The following is a 14,773-nucleotide window of genomic DNA, read 5'->3' on the forward strand; positions in this document are numbered from 1 at the left end:
ATCATTTATGGAGATAGGTATAAAAGAAGTTGAAAAAATATTCAGACATATGACATAATTAGCAGATATTATATTGAAAGCGTTTTATTATAAGGAGAAGGAGGAACTGAAATTGAACAATGAATTGAAATTAAACAATGAACTTACAACTGTTGCTCCAGCTAGTAACGAACCTGTACCGCCTCAAACAATGGTTCAAAAGTTAAAAATGATCGGTCCTGGTTTTGTAGTAGCAGCAACAGGTGTAGGTACAGCAGATTTAGTAACTGCCATTGTAATCGGAACCTCATTCGGAATGACTTTTGTATGGGCAATCGTAATCGGTTCTATTTTAAAGTATTTCTTAAACGAAGGCGTTGGACGCTGGTACCTCGCGACAGGGCAAACAATCCTCCAAGGTTGGCATTCGCTTGGGAAATGGGCGACTGGATATTTTGGTGTGTATTCGGTTATCTGGGGTTACATTTACGGCGCAACTGCAGCCATGACTTGTGGATTAGGCATGCATGCGATGCTTCCGATCATGCCGATATGGGCTTGGGCAATCGTTCACTCATTATTAGGTTTTGCACTTGTGTGGACAGGTCGTTATTTGCTTTTTGAAAGAATAATGACGGTATTGATTGGAGTTATGTTTATTACAATTATTGGTACATCATTACTCTTTTTACCTACAATCGGCGAATTTGCTGGTGGATTTGTACCAAAAATGCCAGACGGGTCGCTCATGTTAGCACTCGGATTAATAGGAGGAGTAGGCGGTACAATTACCATGGCTTCTTATGGATATTGGCTACGAGAAAAGAATTGGAAAGGGAAAGCCTTTGTACCGATTATGAGACTTGATACAAAAGCTGCATATGTAATAACGGGGCTTTTCACTATGGCTGCACTCGTGATCGGAGCTAAGTTCTTATTCGGAACGGATGTTAAGCTAGAAGGAGACCAAGGTCTTCTTAATCTTGCTGAATTGCTAGGTCAAGAGTTTGGAACACCTTTGCGCTGGTTATTCTTGATCGCATTCTGGTCTGCTGCATTTACATCACTTCTTGGCGTCTGGAACGGTGTGCCGTATTTGTTTGCAGACTTCTTAAGAACAATCAAGACGAAAAAGGAAGACTTACATTCGATTAAACCTGTTACAGAAAAGGATAAATCTTATCGTGCTTATCTAGCATGGCTGACATTCCCGCCAATGCTGATCTTCTTTTTTGGGAAGCCAGTTCAGCTGATCATTATCTATGGTGTGCTAGGAGCACTGTTCATGCCATTTCTTGCAATCTCGCTCATTATCTTACTAAATTCTAAAAAAGTTGATGTGGAATATCGCAATAAGTGGTTAACAAACGCTGTCTTGATCGGGTGTCTCCTCATGTTTGCCTTCTTAGGAATCAATGAGCTGCAAAAGCTGTTTTAATTAGAGCTATAATCATAAAAAAGCCCACTAAACGGTGGGCTTTTGCCTTTCTATAGCTTCTGTATTAACAATTCGTTTAGGGTTATCTTCAATTATGTAAGAGATAATGTTATCTACACTGGTTGATAAAAAATTGTGGAACATGTTGTCCGTCTTCCAACCAATGTGAGGCGTTAAAAGCACGTTATTAAGCTTCAGGATGGGGTGGTCCTGTCGGATTGGCTCTTCTGAAAAGACATCTAATCCAGCAGCTGCAAACCACTTTTGCGTTAATGCGTATACAAGTGAATCCTCGTCCAGCACTTCACCCCTTGATGTGTTAATAAGAAAAGCGTCGTTACGCATAAGTCTAAAATGTTCTTCTTTAAGTAGGTGCCGAGTTTCGGGTACAAGTCTTACTGAGATGACGACAAAGTGAGAGGTTTGAAGAAGTTCTTTTAAGTCTTTGTATTCAACCTCTTCTGCCTTCGCGCGCTCAGGAGTTAAACGAGGTCCCCACGCGATTGTATTCATATGAAAAGCTTTTGCAACCTTTGCCACACCCGAACCGACTTTACCTAATCCTATAATACCTACCGTTTTGTTTTCCAGACCAAGACCAACAGATTCTATCCATTCACCTTTTTTCAGTCGTTGATCTAAATGCAATAGATTTCGTGCGTGAACGAGCATCATGCCAAAGATTAATTCAACGACGGCAGCAGATCCTCCTGGAGTAGTAGCAACAGGAATATTAAGTCTAGTCGCCTCATCCATATCGATGTGTGAAAGACCAGATCCGGTTTGTGCAATGAGTTTAATGTTTTTCAGTTGATTCAAAAGTTCTTTTGTGAATTTGGTACGTTCTCTGATCGTTAAAATGACTTCAGCATGTTTGATTCGATGAATTAATTCGTGTTCTGTGGGCTTATCGGAATAAATGTCTACAATGAAGTATTTTCGTAACCGGTCTATTTCAGGATTTGTTGCAAAGGTATGTTCCCAATCATCTAATACTACAAGTTTCATCCCACGAAAAACTCCTATCATTTTATATTGATATATCACCCAATATTTTTTGTTTATCTCACCATCTGCTTGACGAGCTCGCGATTACGTTCTTTAAACACCTCATTATGCGAGGAAACCATCGCAACTTTTTGTGCATCAGGGTGAATGAACTGTTTTGCTTTATTTATTGCATTTGCAGCGTCTTGAAAAGCACCAGAGATTAAATTTAACTTTCCATCATGTTTGAGGATATCCCCAGCTGCATATAATCCTGGGATAGAAGATTCACTATTAGCGTTTCCTGCGATATAAAAGTTGTCCGCTAGTTCAATGTTCAACCCACTGTTTCCTAACAGAGATGTATCTTGTTCATAGCCATGGTTTATAATGACTTCATCGATAGGGAGATAAGAAATCTCACCTGTTTCGTGATTCGTTAACTCAATCTGTTCAATGACTTCATGGTTGGGACACGCAAATAATTTAGATATTGACGTATTGAAAATGCAATCAGCACAGCTGTTCATCAATTGTGTGACTTGCGCTTCATGTCCAGCGAGGTTTCCTTTTCGATATGTCAGATACACTTTTTTTGCAATTGGAACTAATTCATTTGCCCAATCTATTGCGGTATTCCCGCCACCTGAGATGACAACAATCTTATCTTTAAAGTGTTGAAGGGACTTAACCGTATAGTTTAAGTTGGACACTTCGAACCTTTCAGCACCCTCTATATCTAGCCGTTGAGGGTTTAAGATACCGCTTCCAACTGCAACGATAACCGTTTTAGAAAAGTGCTTTTCACCGGAAGAACCCTGCAAAATGAAAATTCCATTTTCATCCCGCGAAATAGATTCTACTTTTTCATTTAGTGATACTTCAGGTTTAAATGTTAGTCCTTGTTCAACAAGTTTTTCAATTAGCTTTGCACCTGGAAGTGGAGTATGTCCGCCAACATCCCAAATCATTTTTTCCGGATATACATGAATTTTTCCACCCAGTTGTGGTTGGAACTCTATGATCTTGGTCTTCATTTCACGAAGACCACTGTAAAAGGCTGAATAAAGGCCAGCGGGACCACCGCCGATAATGGTAACATCAAAAACGTTATGTTGGTCCATAAGGTTCGCTCCTTTTTGGAACTTTAATATTGATTATCATTCTCAATTAGTAGTATACAGTCATATTGAATACTTTACAATCTGAAAATCAAAAGTCTTCATAAGAAAGAATAGAAGGTGATCAGCTAAAGATGTAGAAGGTTAAATTATAGGATGTTTAATTTTTAATATTTCGCATAAAAAAGGAGCTATTTATGTACGAGCAAAAGACAAAAGAAACCGACCAAAGCGTTGTTGAGTTTATCGAGAATGTGGATAGTCCAAAAAAAAGAGAAGATGCATATAAACTGCTTGATATCTTTTCACAGGCAACTGGTTTTGCAGCAAAGATGTGGGGACCGAGCATTATTGGATTCGGCTCATATCATTACAAATACAAGTCAGGGCATGAAGGGGATGCACCACTTGTTGGTTTCTCACCAAGAAAAGCTAAGATCAGTCTATACTTTGCCCCGGGAGATCCGGAACGCGCTGAGCTGCTTCAGCACTTCGGCAAACATACAACGGGCGCCGCTTGTGTATACATTAATAAACTAGCTGATGTTGATGTGGATGTGTTAAAACAACTGATTAACAAGTCAACTGAGTTTCTATTAAAAACATATCCACAAGAATAGTTGATTCTTTTAGATTGTGCGTGCTCTCGTGTTCCTTATTTGGAATGGCGATCGGAATTGCCGTCGGTATAGCGATTGGGATAGCGCTCGATAGCATTGGATTGGGTATTGGAATAGGCATTGCAATAGGAATTGCTTTTGGTTAGGATCAAAATAATACTTAAAAAGGAGCCCAGTTTTGGACTCCTTTTATTAATTAATGTTTTTTATGACAGCCGCAGCTTTTCTTTTTCTTTTTCTTGCAACGCTTACATTTTAGATAGATATAGCTTGAAGAAGACTCACATTTATCTTTTTTCTTCCAAGAACCCATTTAAATCACCCCATTATTTTCACAACACCTTTGTTTGGTGCTGGTAATACATTATATGCAGGAAAAGGACAAGTTGATTAGACATCTAGATGAGTGAAAACGTACATTTTTTTGTAATCTATCCATATGTAATGTTTTGTAAAACATGCTATCATAAAGCAAAATAGTAGGAGTTGATTGAAAATTGAAACAAGAAATAATGAATCGGTTTATTACATATGTAAAAGTAGATACACAATCTGATGGAAAGAGTGACACGACTCCATCAACAGAAGGTCAATGGACACTGGCAAACATGCTTGTTGAAGAATTGAAAGGAATCGGTATGGAAGAAGTGACAGTCGACGAAAACGGCTATGTTATGGCGACACTACCATCCAATTCGGATAAAGAAATCCCTGTTATTGGGTTTCTTGCTCACGTGGATACTGCTACTGATTTTACAGGAACGAACGTTAAACCGCAGATTGTTGAAAACTATGACGGAGAAACGATTATCTTAAACAAAGACTTACATATCGAATTGTCTCCCAATGACTTTCCTAGTTTAAAAGATTATAAGGGACATACATTGATCACAACGGACGGCACAACATTGCTTGGTGCGGATAATAAAGCGGGCATTGCTGAAATCATGACGGCGATGAAGTATTTAATTGAACACCCAGAGATTAAGCACGGAAAAATACGAGTGGCTTTCACTCCCGATGAAGAGATCGGACGCGGTCCTCATAAATTTGATGTGGCGGCATTCGGAGCAAAGTATGCCTATACAATGGATGGAGGACCATTAGGTGAATTAGAGTATGAGAGCTTTAACGCCGCTAATGCTAGAATTCGTATTTTAGGAAAGAACATTCATCCTGGATCTGCAAAGAATAAGATGATTAATGCGGCAAAAATAGCTATGGAACTGAACGGTAAGCTTCCTGTTGAAGAGGCACCTGAGCATACGGAAGGTTATGAAGGGTTCTATCATTTAACTGGTCTTAAGGGTGATGTAGAGCAAACAGACATGTCTTATATCATCCGTGACCATGACAAGGAACTTTTCCAAAAGAGAAAAGATAAAATGCAAGAAATCGTGGATGAACTGCGTGAGAAGTATGGACAAGATAAGATTCAAATAGATATGAACGACACATATTACAATATGAAAGAAAAGATTGAACCGGTAAAAGAGATTGTGGATCTCGCTTCTCAGGCGATGAAAAAGCTAAATATAGAACCAAACATTAAACCCATTCGAGGTGGGACCGACGGATCACAGCTGTCATTCATGGGTCTGCCTACTCCAAATATCTTTACAGGCGGAGAAAACTATCACGGCCGTCATGAATATATCTCGGTCGATAATATGGTCAAAGCTACTCAAGTCATTATTGAACTCGTGCAGTTGTTTGAGCAGGAAGCATAGCCTATAAAGCTAACCAACTTTGTTTTGGTTAGCTTTTATCTGTAACTAGGGGGAATGAATATGTTAGCGCAAGGAGTTATCGTTCATGATGGCAAGGTTCTATTAGTACAGCAAAAAGTGAAACGTGGGGACATTGTTTGGAACTATCCAGGTGGAGGAGTTGAGCACGGCGAAAGCTTTGAACAAGCATGTATACGAGAAGTGATGGAGGAAACAGGCTATAACGTGAAAATTATAAAACCTCTTATTCAGAGTAAAGAAAAACAAACATTTCTTTGTAAATTAATTTCGGGGGAGCTCTCCATTGAAGACGATGAAGACATTCTTGATGTACGCTGGGTCGACTTACATGATGATGTGTATTTTGATGATGTTTCAAGACCTGTAGTTGAAATGGTGTTAAAGACTATGGAGGTTGTCTAAATGAACCATCCCATTCGTGTAAGGGCAGGTGCCTTGATTATAGAAAACGATTCTATTCTTTTAATCGAGTTTCATGATGAGAACGGTCTTCATTATAATTTACCAGCAGGCGGTGTTGAAGCAAATGAATCTGTAAAAGAAGCAGCAAAACGTGAGGTGAGAGAAGAGGCATCCATTGATATAAAAGTTGGTCCACTCGCATTCACGTATGAGTATACACCACATCTGACTGAAAATAGATATGGAACAACACATTCGTTAGGACTTATTTTTGAATGCACCAGGGTTCTAGACTCCGAACCTCATTTACCGGATAAGCCAGATCCAAATCAAACAGGCGTGAAATGGATTCCTCTTAAGGAGTTGGAACATATCATCTTGTATCCGAGAGTACAAAGGCATATCCAGGAATATGTTGAGCACAAACTGAAAAATGCTTTTATTGAAGAACATACTCTAGAGGAATATGAAAACGAATAATGAGGCTGAAGTTGAGGCTTTCATTTATAAAATTCTGAAAAAAACTGTCATTGCTCTAAAAAAATCTTTATACTATAGATACATAAATAAACTAATCAGTCGTTTTTGAAAACCTATTTAAGGAGGATCCCCATGGAATCTTATTTTTTTGAACGTAATCGAAGCAGATTAAAAGAATTGGTGCCAGATGAATCTTTAACGATTCTTTTTGCTGGAAAAGCTCCGCAAAAATCAGCAGATGAACAATATCCTTTCACGCCAAACCGAAATTTTTATTATCTATCAGGAATTTCAGAACAAAATGTGATCCTCGTGCTGAAAAAGAGCGGTGGGAAATTTGAAGAAACGCTTTTCATTGAAAAAGCTGATCCAGTCATGGAGAAGTGGGTCGGGAAAACCGTTTCTAAAGAGGAAGCAGTACATCAATCTGGGATAAAAGATATTAAATATGTGGATAGCTTTAAGTCGTTTGTTTCTAGTCAGTTTTTTACGAATCAAGCTCAGCACGTTTGTTTAGATTTAGAACGCCGTGGATGGTCCGGTGCCCCATCGGATACATCGCAATTTGCAAAACATATTCGAGAACATTATCCGCATGTGAACATCCACAATGTATACCATGAAATTACTGAACTGCGTGTGTTCAAAACGTCAGAAGAGATTCAAAAGATCAAAGAAGCAATCGCCATTACAAAAGAGGGCATCTATAATGTGCTGAAACATGCTAAAGCTGGATTGAAAGAAAACCAGCTTGAAGCACATTTTGACTATACGTTAAAATCCAACGGTGTTCGTGATTTTGCGTTCAAGACGATTACGGCGAGCGGAAAAAATGCTACGATTCTTCATTATGAGCATAACAACGCTCAAACGAATCCTGGTGAACTCGTTCTTCTTGATCTAGGAGCCCAAAAGGACTACTATAATGCGGATATCAGTTATACGTTTCCTGTAGATGGGAAGTTCACAGATCGTCAAAAGGTTCTCTACAACATCGTACTTAAAGCACTTAAAGAAACAACGGCTATTATTAAACCAGGCCTAGCATTTGCTGAACTTAATAATCATACGAAAAAAGTGTTAGCAGAAGAGTGCAGACGTATCGGTTTAATCCAAAATGACGATGAGATCTCCAGATATTACTATCATGGTGTAAGCCATTTCCTTGGACTTGATACACATGATGTTGGTTCGTACAAAGATCGTATTTTAGAGCCTGGAATGGTCATAACGATTGAGCCTGGACTTTATATTGAGGAAGAAGCGATCGGTATTCGAATCGAAGATGACATCTTAGTAACAGAAGGTGGATTTGAGAACTTATCCAAAGATATTTTCCGTGAAGTAGAAGAGATCGAGGAGTTTATGGCTACTCAAGGTTCACATGCTGTAAAAGCATAATAATTAAGAAAAGAGGTCTTGAATAAAAGGACCTCTTTTTGTTGTACCTGGAATTTGAAAAGCGGAGTGAGCCAAGTGTTTACAAAGATAAACCTCATTTACTGCAAATGTTTTTTGATGAATTTTTGATCACTATAATTCTTCATGTTCCATACCCATTTTCCATGAAGAGTAATATTTCTATAAATAAATAATCCTTGTTGCTCACCAGTTGAAATGATAGAAAAAGAATCATTTCGTGGCTTGAAACGTTCTAATGATTGTCCGGATATAAAACGCTTAATATTTCTCCATAGAATAGGTCCCTGTTTAGTTGCATGTAAATCATTCTTCTTTAAATCAGGATAATCTGAAAACGTCACACAGCTACCTGCTCCGAACACATAAGGATACTCGTTGTTTTGCAGTGTGTCCTCAACAAGTAAAAATCCATCAGAATCAATGGGTAATAATGCTTGTTTAAATAGAGAACTAGCTTTAGGTCCTGTAATAGGCAGGGTCATAGAGAATTTTACCTTTGTACCTCTGTCAGTAATTACATAATTGTTGTTTACTTCATTAATTTGCTCGTTTTCGTAGATTACAAGATTATGATACTGAGCGATCTCTCTAATTTTCACCGTCGCTTTAACACCGAATGAGTGAAGAAGTGAAGATGAGTTTATTAAGGTTACAGACTTGCTCAATTTATTTATATTTCGCCAAGATGTTATGGAGAGAGCGAGCTCAACCGCTTCAGCACCATCACCGATTATTACAGGTGCTTCACTAGCGCGTAGTTTTTTTATTTTTTCTATTAAGTGATGTTTAGGTGGATTTAATTCTGTAGTAGAAATGAGTTCTGAAGATATCCAAGGTTCAATATCAAAAGAAACTACATCAAAGTAATAGATATTGCCAGAAAATCCTAACAACACTTTCTGCATCGGATCAAACGAGATGATGGTGTCCTCTATAAACGTGACAGAAGCTCGACTAGATAACGACTTTAAATCGATCCGAATTTCGTCTTCATCATAAAGACCTTCTGTAAATCCTGAAAACATGCCTGAATAATATTGGGATTTTGACGATGTAATAAGTGTAACTTCTAAATCACTAATTTCTTCATGTAAAAGGCTTCGTAGTATGGAAAGATGAGCATGTCCACCACCGATTAATAAAAGCTTTGTCAAAACGAACACTCCAGTTTTATTGATGAGAATATACCTTTAATCATATAAGTAGAAAATGATTCGTGCGAATAATTTGTTTGTTTAAAGGTGAAAAAAGATAAGTGTAACAAATAAGTTGGAAATTATGTTAGTTTTTGGATGTATTCTATGGTATTTTACTAGATGGTGATAAAAATGATAATTGTGAAACAGCTTTTTGCTAATCTTGCAATCTTAGTCGCACTATTGTTTCTGTATACCCAGATTAAGAAAGATCCACCACTCCGTATGAATTCTACAATTAAGAAAAAGATAACTACAGGAGTGGCAGGGGGATTGTTCAGTAACATCCTCATGCAGTACAGCATTCCGATCGGTACAACTCTGATTGATTTAAGACATATCCCAATTATTCTACTAGCCTATTTTGGTGGAGCAGTGCCGGCATTTATAGGAATGTTCTTAGTCATCGCAGGTCGGTTTTTAATAGGGATTAATATTTCTTCTTATACGTCTAGTCTGTTAATGTTAACTGTTACCTTGTTTGCAATCGGAATTTCAAGAACGAACTTGAGCCAACAGACAAAAAAATGGTCCATGCTTACTTTTGCAAATCTATTAACATCCCTCTTGTTTTTCTATCTGATTGAGGACCAACAGTTGCTACTTTACTTAATTCCTGGATATTGGTTCGTTTCCTTTCTTTCAGGTTATGTAGCGTTTCAGGTATTACATATTTTATTTAAGAGTCAGATGATGTTTGATAAGTACAAAGCAGAGTCTACGATCGATCCGTTGACGGGGTTGAACAATGTAAGAAAATTTGATGAAGTATTTAATAGTTGTATGGCAGATCTTGAAAAGAAGAAAAAGCTTTCTTTGTTGTATATTGATATTGATTTTTTTAAGAAAATTAATGATACTTATGGTCACTCAGAAGGGGATGTTGTACTAAAAGATTTAGGGTTAATCCTTAGATCATGCGCACGTCCGACAGACATTGTGAGTAGGAACGGCGGAGAAGAATTTACGGTCTTACTCGTAGATAGTTCGCTGGATCAAGCAAAAAAAATTGCAGAAAGAATTAGATCAACGGTGGAAGAGCATGCATTTCTCTTAAACAGTGGTACAGAAGTAAACATCACAGTGTCTATCGGATTATCTAACTTTCCAGAAACAACTCCTAATGGAAACTTAATGATTAAAGATGCAGATAAAGCATTGTATGAAGCGAAGAGAACTGGAAGAAATAAAGTATGTACAGCCAATCAATGAAATGCAAGAAAAGGAACGAAATGATCGTTCCTTTTTTTGCTAGAATTAAGCCATGTTTCCGTTCATTCCAGGCGGACCCATCGCAATAAAGCTAATATCTCTACAATCAATAATAAATGTTCGTGTAACACCTAGATTGTCAACATATGTGAAGTAAGCACAACAAGAGTCAGAATCAAATTTCAAGAGTTGAAAAACAGTCGAATTATCCCCTACACCACTTATCAGACGAATCGGTTCTCTTGTTCCTTTATTCAGAAGAAATAGAGAGGGATTTAAACTGCTGTCACATTGACTAGATATTTGCTGAGCTAAATTTTTTAAAATACAGCATGCACAACCACCGCATTTTGAAAGGTTGGAGCAACCACAATTTGCTAACATCTTAAAGATCACCTCTTTTACTGGATCGGTACGATACCACTAATTTCGTGACAGTCTACAGCAACTTGCAAAGTGACCGTATTTTGCTCAATCATAATCTCAAAAAAAGCGCAGCAACTCTCAGCTTCAAAGCGTAGGAATCGAAAGAGAATAGGGGTATCACCGACTGGACGACTTTCCCCTTTTGGCAGAATATAAAAGAACTGATTGTTAGTTGTACAACCCTCAGTACATTCCTCATTTAAACGACGAAAAATTCCACAGATACAACCCTCGCAGCTTGTTTGAGGATGTTGCTTCTTCTCGTTTTGAAATAGATGTTGTTTTGAGAATAAACTGTTTCTTGAATGTTTCATCATATATAAGCCTCCCCTAAGTTATTCTCGAACATAGTGTATGCATAGGCTGAAGCGGAGTGACAAATTTAAGGAATTGAGGTGAGTTAATGTATGATAATTCGATTTTCAACAAACCCTCTTCTTTTCACTGAAAAGGAGTATTAAAATGGATAATAAACAAATGGTGATGAAGGGGCTAACGGGAATGGAAATTGTTGAGATACGGAATGTTGACGAATGTACCGACGAGCTGTCTGATCTTTTAATTAAAGTAGTAGATGAAGGAGCTTCAATCGGCTTTTTGCCTCCGCTTAAAAAACAAGAAGCTGATGCCTTTTGGGAAAGCTGTGTGGAACCTGATATTTTGTTTTGGATCGCTAAAGTTGATGAGCATATCGCGGGTACCATTCAGCTTCACTTGTGTACGAAACCAAATGGAACTCATCGTGCAGAGGTAGCTAAGCTGATGACACACCCAGCATTTAGACAAAAAGGAATTGGGCGAAAGCTGCTGCTTCATGCAGAACAAAGGGCAAAAGAAATAGGGCGGTCACTGCTTGTTTTAGATACAAGGGAAGGTGATCCATCAAATCTACTTTATCAGTCGTTTGGTTTTCAAGAAGCGGGGCGAATACCCTTTTTCGCTAAGAACGAAAAAGGTGGATTAGATACAACCGTTTTGTACTATAAAACGATATGACTCATAACTTTTTGCCGTCACTTGAGGAAGATTTTGTACTTCGAGTACGGCTTTTTTTTATGTTGAATAAAGTGTAATTTAAAATAGAACTTTCCAATACCATCGAGTCCAGTCTAAATTCCTTCCAATAAGAGGTGGTTTAACCAATTTGCCTTAAAGTTGTTACAAAATTATGGAAATCATTATTTTTACTACTCATTAATTCCCATTCCTTTACAATTAACTTGAAGAATATGGTGAAGGAAGGGAAATGTATTTATGGATCGCCAACTATTAATCTCAATTGTCATAGTCATCATTTTATTTGAGAGTTTGTTTATTTACTTATTTCTTATGTATAAGAAAGGAAACATAGATCAGAACCCTATATTCTTACTCTTCAAAAAGGAATGGAACATCTTATACCATGCCTTCTTTAAGTGGAGAATTAAAAAACGTATGTTGATTCAGAATGATAGTTACCTCTTTCATAAAAACTCCAATTATTTTTATCTATTTCTAGCTTTAATCCACGAACAAATCATTGAGATGATTGTGTTTCATATTTATCTTAAAAAAGAAGAACCTAATATAGCTCTCATTATGCTAGTTTTACATATTTACAGTGTAATCTACATGCTAGGTGATTATAACTTAATGAGAAATACCCCTTTCCGTATTATCAAAGAAAAAGTAGTGATGATTATTGGTGCTAGACGATCTCTACATTTTGATTTAAGCGAGATTGACTATATACAGCCTGCCGCAATCAAATACAATAAAAGTGGAAGCATCATCAACGAAAAAAAAGTATTCCATGCTACGGCTTTTCCAAGAATATTTACGATTATTTTTGGGATTAGCGATGAGCTAAAATATGAAATAGTGTTAAAGGATCCAGTGCAAGCAAAAGGTTACTTTGGACAAAAACAAGAGATTAATAAAGTGTATCTTTATTGTGATCATGCGGGAAATTTTGTAGAGTCACTTCAAAATAGAATGGTAATAGAAGGCGCAAGTGAGAGCAGCGTATAGGATCAAGAAGCAAACTTTTAGTTATTTTATTTACTTCGATAAACTTCTAAACTCCTAGTAAACACAGTAAAGCTTGTTATGTATTGCACGCCTCTCTTATGTATAATGGTAATAATTCTAGCTTGAGGAGTGGTGAAGGTAATGAATGTAGCTCTACTCAGTAAATGGCACGTGCATGCAGTCGATTATGCACGAGAAGCAATGGAAAATAAAGCCATCACAATCAAAACGGTTTGGGATGAAAACCAAGAGCGGGGTACCCAGTGGGCTGAAGAATTAGGGGTATCGTATGAAGCGGATCTCCAGAACGTGCTAGCTGATTCAAGCATTGATGGTGTAATCGTTACTACAGCAACAAACCGTCATAAAGAGGTAATTATCGCTGCTGCGAACCATGGGAAACATATTTTTACTGAAAAAGTCCTAGCTTTCACAGTGAAAGAGTGTGAAGAAATTTTAGATGCTGTAGACAAAAATAAGGTACAACTTATGGTCAACCTTCCAAGACTTACAGAAAGCTTTTACCTCTATGCCCAACAAGCAGTAGACATTGGACTTCTTGGAGATCTTACATATATTAGATGTCGCGTAGCTCATAACGGATCAGTACCTTCCGAAGAGAATCCAAAAGGATGGCTGCCACAGCACTTTTATAATAAAGAAGAGTGTGGAGGAGGAGCTTTGATCGATCTTGGGGCACACCCAATTTATTTAACGAACCGTTTAGGTGGAAAAGTAAAAGCAGTAAGCGGTAAACTAAATGAATTATACGAATTAGGTGTAGATGATAACGCTGTCGTTATGGTGGAATATGAATCAGGTGCTATGGGCATGATCGAAACGGGCTTCTTATCTTATGGAAGCCCTCAGCAACTCGAGCTTTACGGCACAGAAGGTACACTTATGGTTGAATGGCAAGATGTAAGGATTAAAAGCAAGCACCTTGGCACAGAGGATTGGGTAAAGCCGGAACTGCCGAATCCAATCTCTTCTAATATGGAGCAATGGGTTGAGTCGATTGAAAATGGGGTGAAAACGACGATAGAAAGAGATGATATTGTAAACCTAACGGCAATAAATGAAGCAGCAGCTATCTCGAGTAAAGAAGGTCGTCGTGTGCAATTATCAGAACTAATATCAAAGCAGAATATTTAAAGTTTATAAAAAGGAATCCAACCTCCTTGTGCAGAATGTATGTTCGTAAACAGTTCTGAACAAGGAGGTTTTTGTATGAATAAAAAAACAATTCTTTTAAATCAAATGGCGGCAAACCATAATGAACCAAACTGGTTTGTGCCTATCGATCGAGCACTTCAAGGACTTACAATTGAACAAGCGAGGGAAAAGCCTGGTGACAGCAACTCAATATGGGAAATCGTCAACCACTTAATTTTCTGGAACGAACGTTATTTACAGAGGTTTAAAGGAAATTCGCCCCATCAAAAGGTTGAAAGCAATGATGAGACGTTCGAAAACAAAAACGGTCAGGATTGGGAAGCAGCTAAAGATCAATTATTTGCTATCCTAACGGATTGGGCCACTGTATTAAAAGATGCAGAGGGTAGTATCTTTGAAATTTCTGCTCATGAAGACCGTCACGACCCTTGGTATTCAGTACTTGCTCATATAAACATTCATAATGCCTATCACATCGGCCAAATCGTTGAGATAAGAAAATCTAAAGGAAACTGGGATTCTAGTAAAGGTGTTCATTAAAAGGAGGGCTAGA

Annotated in this window: 16 protein-coding genes; 11 read left to right on the forward strand and 5 right to left on the reverse strand. The window is 37.7% G+C overall.

The window, feature by feature from the left end:
- The first annotated feature begins 112 nt into the window (after positions 1-112).
- Positions 113-1,417: an Nramp family divalent metal transporter gene (locus I5J82_RS02610; RefSeq protein ID WP_332873623.1), complete on the forward strand. Its 1,305-nt coding sequence runs from the start codon at positions 113-115 to the stop codon at positions 1,415-1,417.
- Positions 1,418-1,444: 27 nt separating this feature from the next.
- Here I5J82_RS02610 and I5J82_RS02615 read toward each other — a convergent pair whose 3' ends face one another.
- Together I5J82_RS02615 and I5J82_RS02620 are read right to left on the reverse strand one after the other, a co-directional pair.
- Positions 1,445-2,425, reverse strand: a complete 981-nt coding sequence (locus I5J82_RS02615) for a D-2-hydroxyacid dehydrogenase family protein (protein ID WP_198766541.1) — start codon at positions 2,423-2,425, stop codon at positions 1,445-1,447.
- A 53-nt stretch (positions 2,426-2,478) separates the two neighbouring features.
- Positions 2,479-3,528 carry an NAD(P)/FAD-dependent oxidoreductase gene (locus I5J82_RS02620; protein ID WP_198766542.1) on the reverse strand — a complete coding sequence of 350 codons (1,050 nt, stop codon included), beginning with the start codon at positions 3,526-3,528 and terminating at the stop codon, positions 2,479-2,481.
- 194 nt (positions 3,529-3,722) lie between these two features.
- On the opposite strand from I5J82_RS02620, the gene I5J82_RS02625 reads away from it, so the two are divergent.
- The 5 genes from I5J82_RS02625 (at position 3,723) to I5J82_RS02645 (ending at position 8,179) form a co-directional block, all read left to right on the forward strand.
- Complete coding sequence (locus I5J82_RS02625) at positions 3,723-4,145, forward strand: DUF1801 domain-containing protein (protein ID WP_198766543.1); 423 nt, start codon at positions 3,723-3,725, stop codon at positions 4,143-4,145.
- Between the two features lie 497 nt (positions 4,146-4,642).
- Entirely contained in the window at positions 4,643-5,875 is a 1,233-nt protein-coding gene (gene pepT / locus I5J82_RS02630) for a peptidase T (RefSeq protein WP_198766544.1), read from the forward strand.
- Positions 5,876-5,935: 60 nt separating this feature from the next.
- Positions 5,936-6,298 (forward strand): NUDIX domain-containing protein, encoded by a 363-nt coding sequence (locus tag I5J82_RS02635; RefSeq protein WP_233096385.1) that lies wholly within the window; start codon positions 5,936-5,938, stop codon positions 6,296-6,298.
- Positions 6,299-6,778 carry an NUDIX domain-containing protein gene (locus I5J82_RS02640; RefSeq protein WP_198766546.1) on the forward strand — a complete coding sequence of 160 codons (480 nt, stop codon included), beginning with the start codon at positions 6,299-6,301 and terminating at the stop codon, positions 6,776-6,778.
- A 132-nt stretch (positions 6,779-6,910) separates the two neighbouring features.
- On the forward strand, positions 6,911-8,179 hold the full coding sequence (locus tag I5J82_RS02645) for an aminopeptidase P family protein (protein ID WP_198766547.1): 1,269 nt from the start codon (positions 6,911-6,913) through the stop codon (positions 8,177-8,179).
- A 98-nt stretch (positions 8,180-8,277) separates the two neighbouring features.
- Here the strand turns inward: I5J82_RS02645 and I5J82_RS02650 are convergent, their stop codons facing one another.
- Entirely contained in the window at positions 8,278-9,354 is a 1,077-nt protein-coding gene (locus I5J82_RS02650) for an FAD-dependent oxidoreductase (protein ID WP_198766548.1), read from the reverse strand.
- 174 nt (positions 9,355-9,528) lie between these two features.
- On the opposite strand from I5J82_RS02650, the gene I5J82_RS02655 reads away from it, so the two are divergent.
- On the forward strand, positions 9,529-10,608 hold the full coding sequence (locus I5J82_RS02655; RefSeq protein ID WP_233096386.1) for a diguanylate cyclase: 1,080 nt from the start codon (positions 9,529-9,531) through the stop codon (positions 10,606-10,608).
- A gap of 45 nt (positions 10,609-10,653) precedes the next feature.
- Here I5J82_RS02655 and I5J82_RS02660 read toward each other — a convergent pair whose 3' ends face one another.
- Entirely contained in the window at positions 10,654-10,992 is a 339-nt protein-coding gene (locus I5J82_RS02660) for a hypothetical protein (protein WP_198766549.1), read from the reverse strand.
- A gap of 17 nt (positions 10,993-11,009) precedes the next feature.
- Positions 11,010-11,351, reverse strand: coding sequence for a hypothetical protein (locus I5J82_RS02665; protein WP_198766550.1), 342 nt, complete (start codon positions 11,349-11,351; stop codon positions 11,010-11,012).
- A 145-nt stretch (positions 11,352-11,496) separates the two neighbouring features.
- On the opposite strand from I5J82_RS02665, the gene I5J82_RS02670 reads away from it, so the two are divergent.
- From I5J82_RS02670 to I5J82_RS02685, 4 genes are all read left to right on the forward strand, one after another.
- On the forward strand, positions 11,497-12,030 hold the full coding sequence (locus I5J82_RS02670; RefSeq protein WP_233096387.1) for a GNAT family N-acetyltransferase: 534 nt from the start codon (positions 11,497-11,499) through the stop codon (positions 12,028-12,030).
- Positions 12,031-12,288: 258 nt separating this feature from the next.
- Complete coding sequence (locus I5J82_RS02675; protein WP_198766551.1) at positions 12,289-13,044, forward strand: hypothetical protein; 756 nt, start codon at positions 12,289-12,291, stop codon at positions 13,042-13,044.
- A 141-nt stretch (positions 13,045-13,185) separates the two neighbouring features.
- Positions 13,186-14,199 (forward strand): Gfo/Idh/MocA family protein, encoded by a 1,014-nt coding sequence (locus I5J82_RS02680; RefSeq protein ID WP_198766552.1) that lies wholly within the window; start codon positions 13,186-13,188, stop codon positions 14,197-14,199.
- Between the two features lie 75 nt (positions 14,200-14,274).
- Positions 14,275-14,760, forward strand: a complete 486-nt coding sequence (locus I5J82_RS02685; protein WP_198766553.1) for a DinB family protein — start codon at positions 14,275-14,277, stop codon at positions 14,758-14,760.
- The last annotated feature ends 13 nt before the right edge of the window (positions 14,761-14,773 follow it).

Origin of the sequence: Fictibacillus halophilus, assembly GCF_016401385.1 — a bacterium.
GTDB lineage: Bacteria > Bacillota > Bacilli > Bacillales > Fictibacillaceae > Fictibacillus > Fictibacillus halophilus.

Coding starts and splice junctions, on each gene's coding strand:
- I5J82_RS02635 (WP_233096385.1), top strand. CDS start 5,936: ATGTTAGCGCAAGGAGTTATCGTTCATGATGGCAAGGTTCTATTAGTA.
- I5J82_RS02645 (WP_198766547.1), top strand. CDS start 6,911: ATGGAATCTTATTTTTTTGAACGTAATCGAAGCAGATTAAAAGAATTG.
- I5J82_RS02655 (WP_233096386.1), top strand. CDS start 9,529: ATGATAATTGTGAAACAGCTTTTTGCTAATCTTGCAATCTTAGTCGCA.
- I5J82_RS02680 (WP_198766552.1), top strand. CDS start 13,186: ATGAATGTAGCTCTACTCAGTAAATGGCACGTGCATGCAGTCGATTAT.
- I5J82_RS02620 (WP_198766542.1), bottom strand. CDS start 3,528: ATGGACCAACATAACGTTTTTGATGTTACCATTATCGGCGGTGGTCCC.
- I5J82_RS02640 (WP_198766546.1), top strand. CDS start 6,299: ATGAACCATCCCATTCGTGTAAGGGCAGGTGCCTTGATTATAGAAAAC.
- I5J82_RS02675 (WP_198766551.1), top strand. CDS start 12,289: ATGGATCGCCAACTATTAATCTCAATTGTCATAGTCATCATTTTATTT.
- I5J82_RS02660 (WP_198766549.1), bottom strand. CDS start 10,992: ATGTTAGCAAATTGTGGTTGCTCCAACCTTTCAAAATGCGGTGGTTGT.
- I5J82_RS02665 (WP_198766550.1), bottom strand. CDS start 11,351: ATGATGAAACATTCAAGAAACAGTTTATTCTCAAAACAACATCTATTT.
- I5J82_RS02685 (WP_198766553.1), top strand. CDS start 14,275: ATGAATAAAAAAACAATTCTTTTAAATCAAATGGCGGCAAACCATAAT.
- I5J82_RS02625 (WP_198766543.1), top strand. CDS start 3,723: ATGTACGAGCAAAAGACAAAAGAAACCGACCAAAGCGTTGTTGAGTTT.
- I5J82_RS02615 (WP_198766541.1), bottom strand. CDS start 2,425: ATGAAACTTGTAGTATTAGATGATTGGGAACATACCTTTGCAACAAAT.
- I5J82_RS02670 (WP_233096387.1), top strand. CDS start 11,497: ATGGATAATAAACAAATGGTGATGAAGGGGCTAACGGGAATGGAAATT.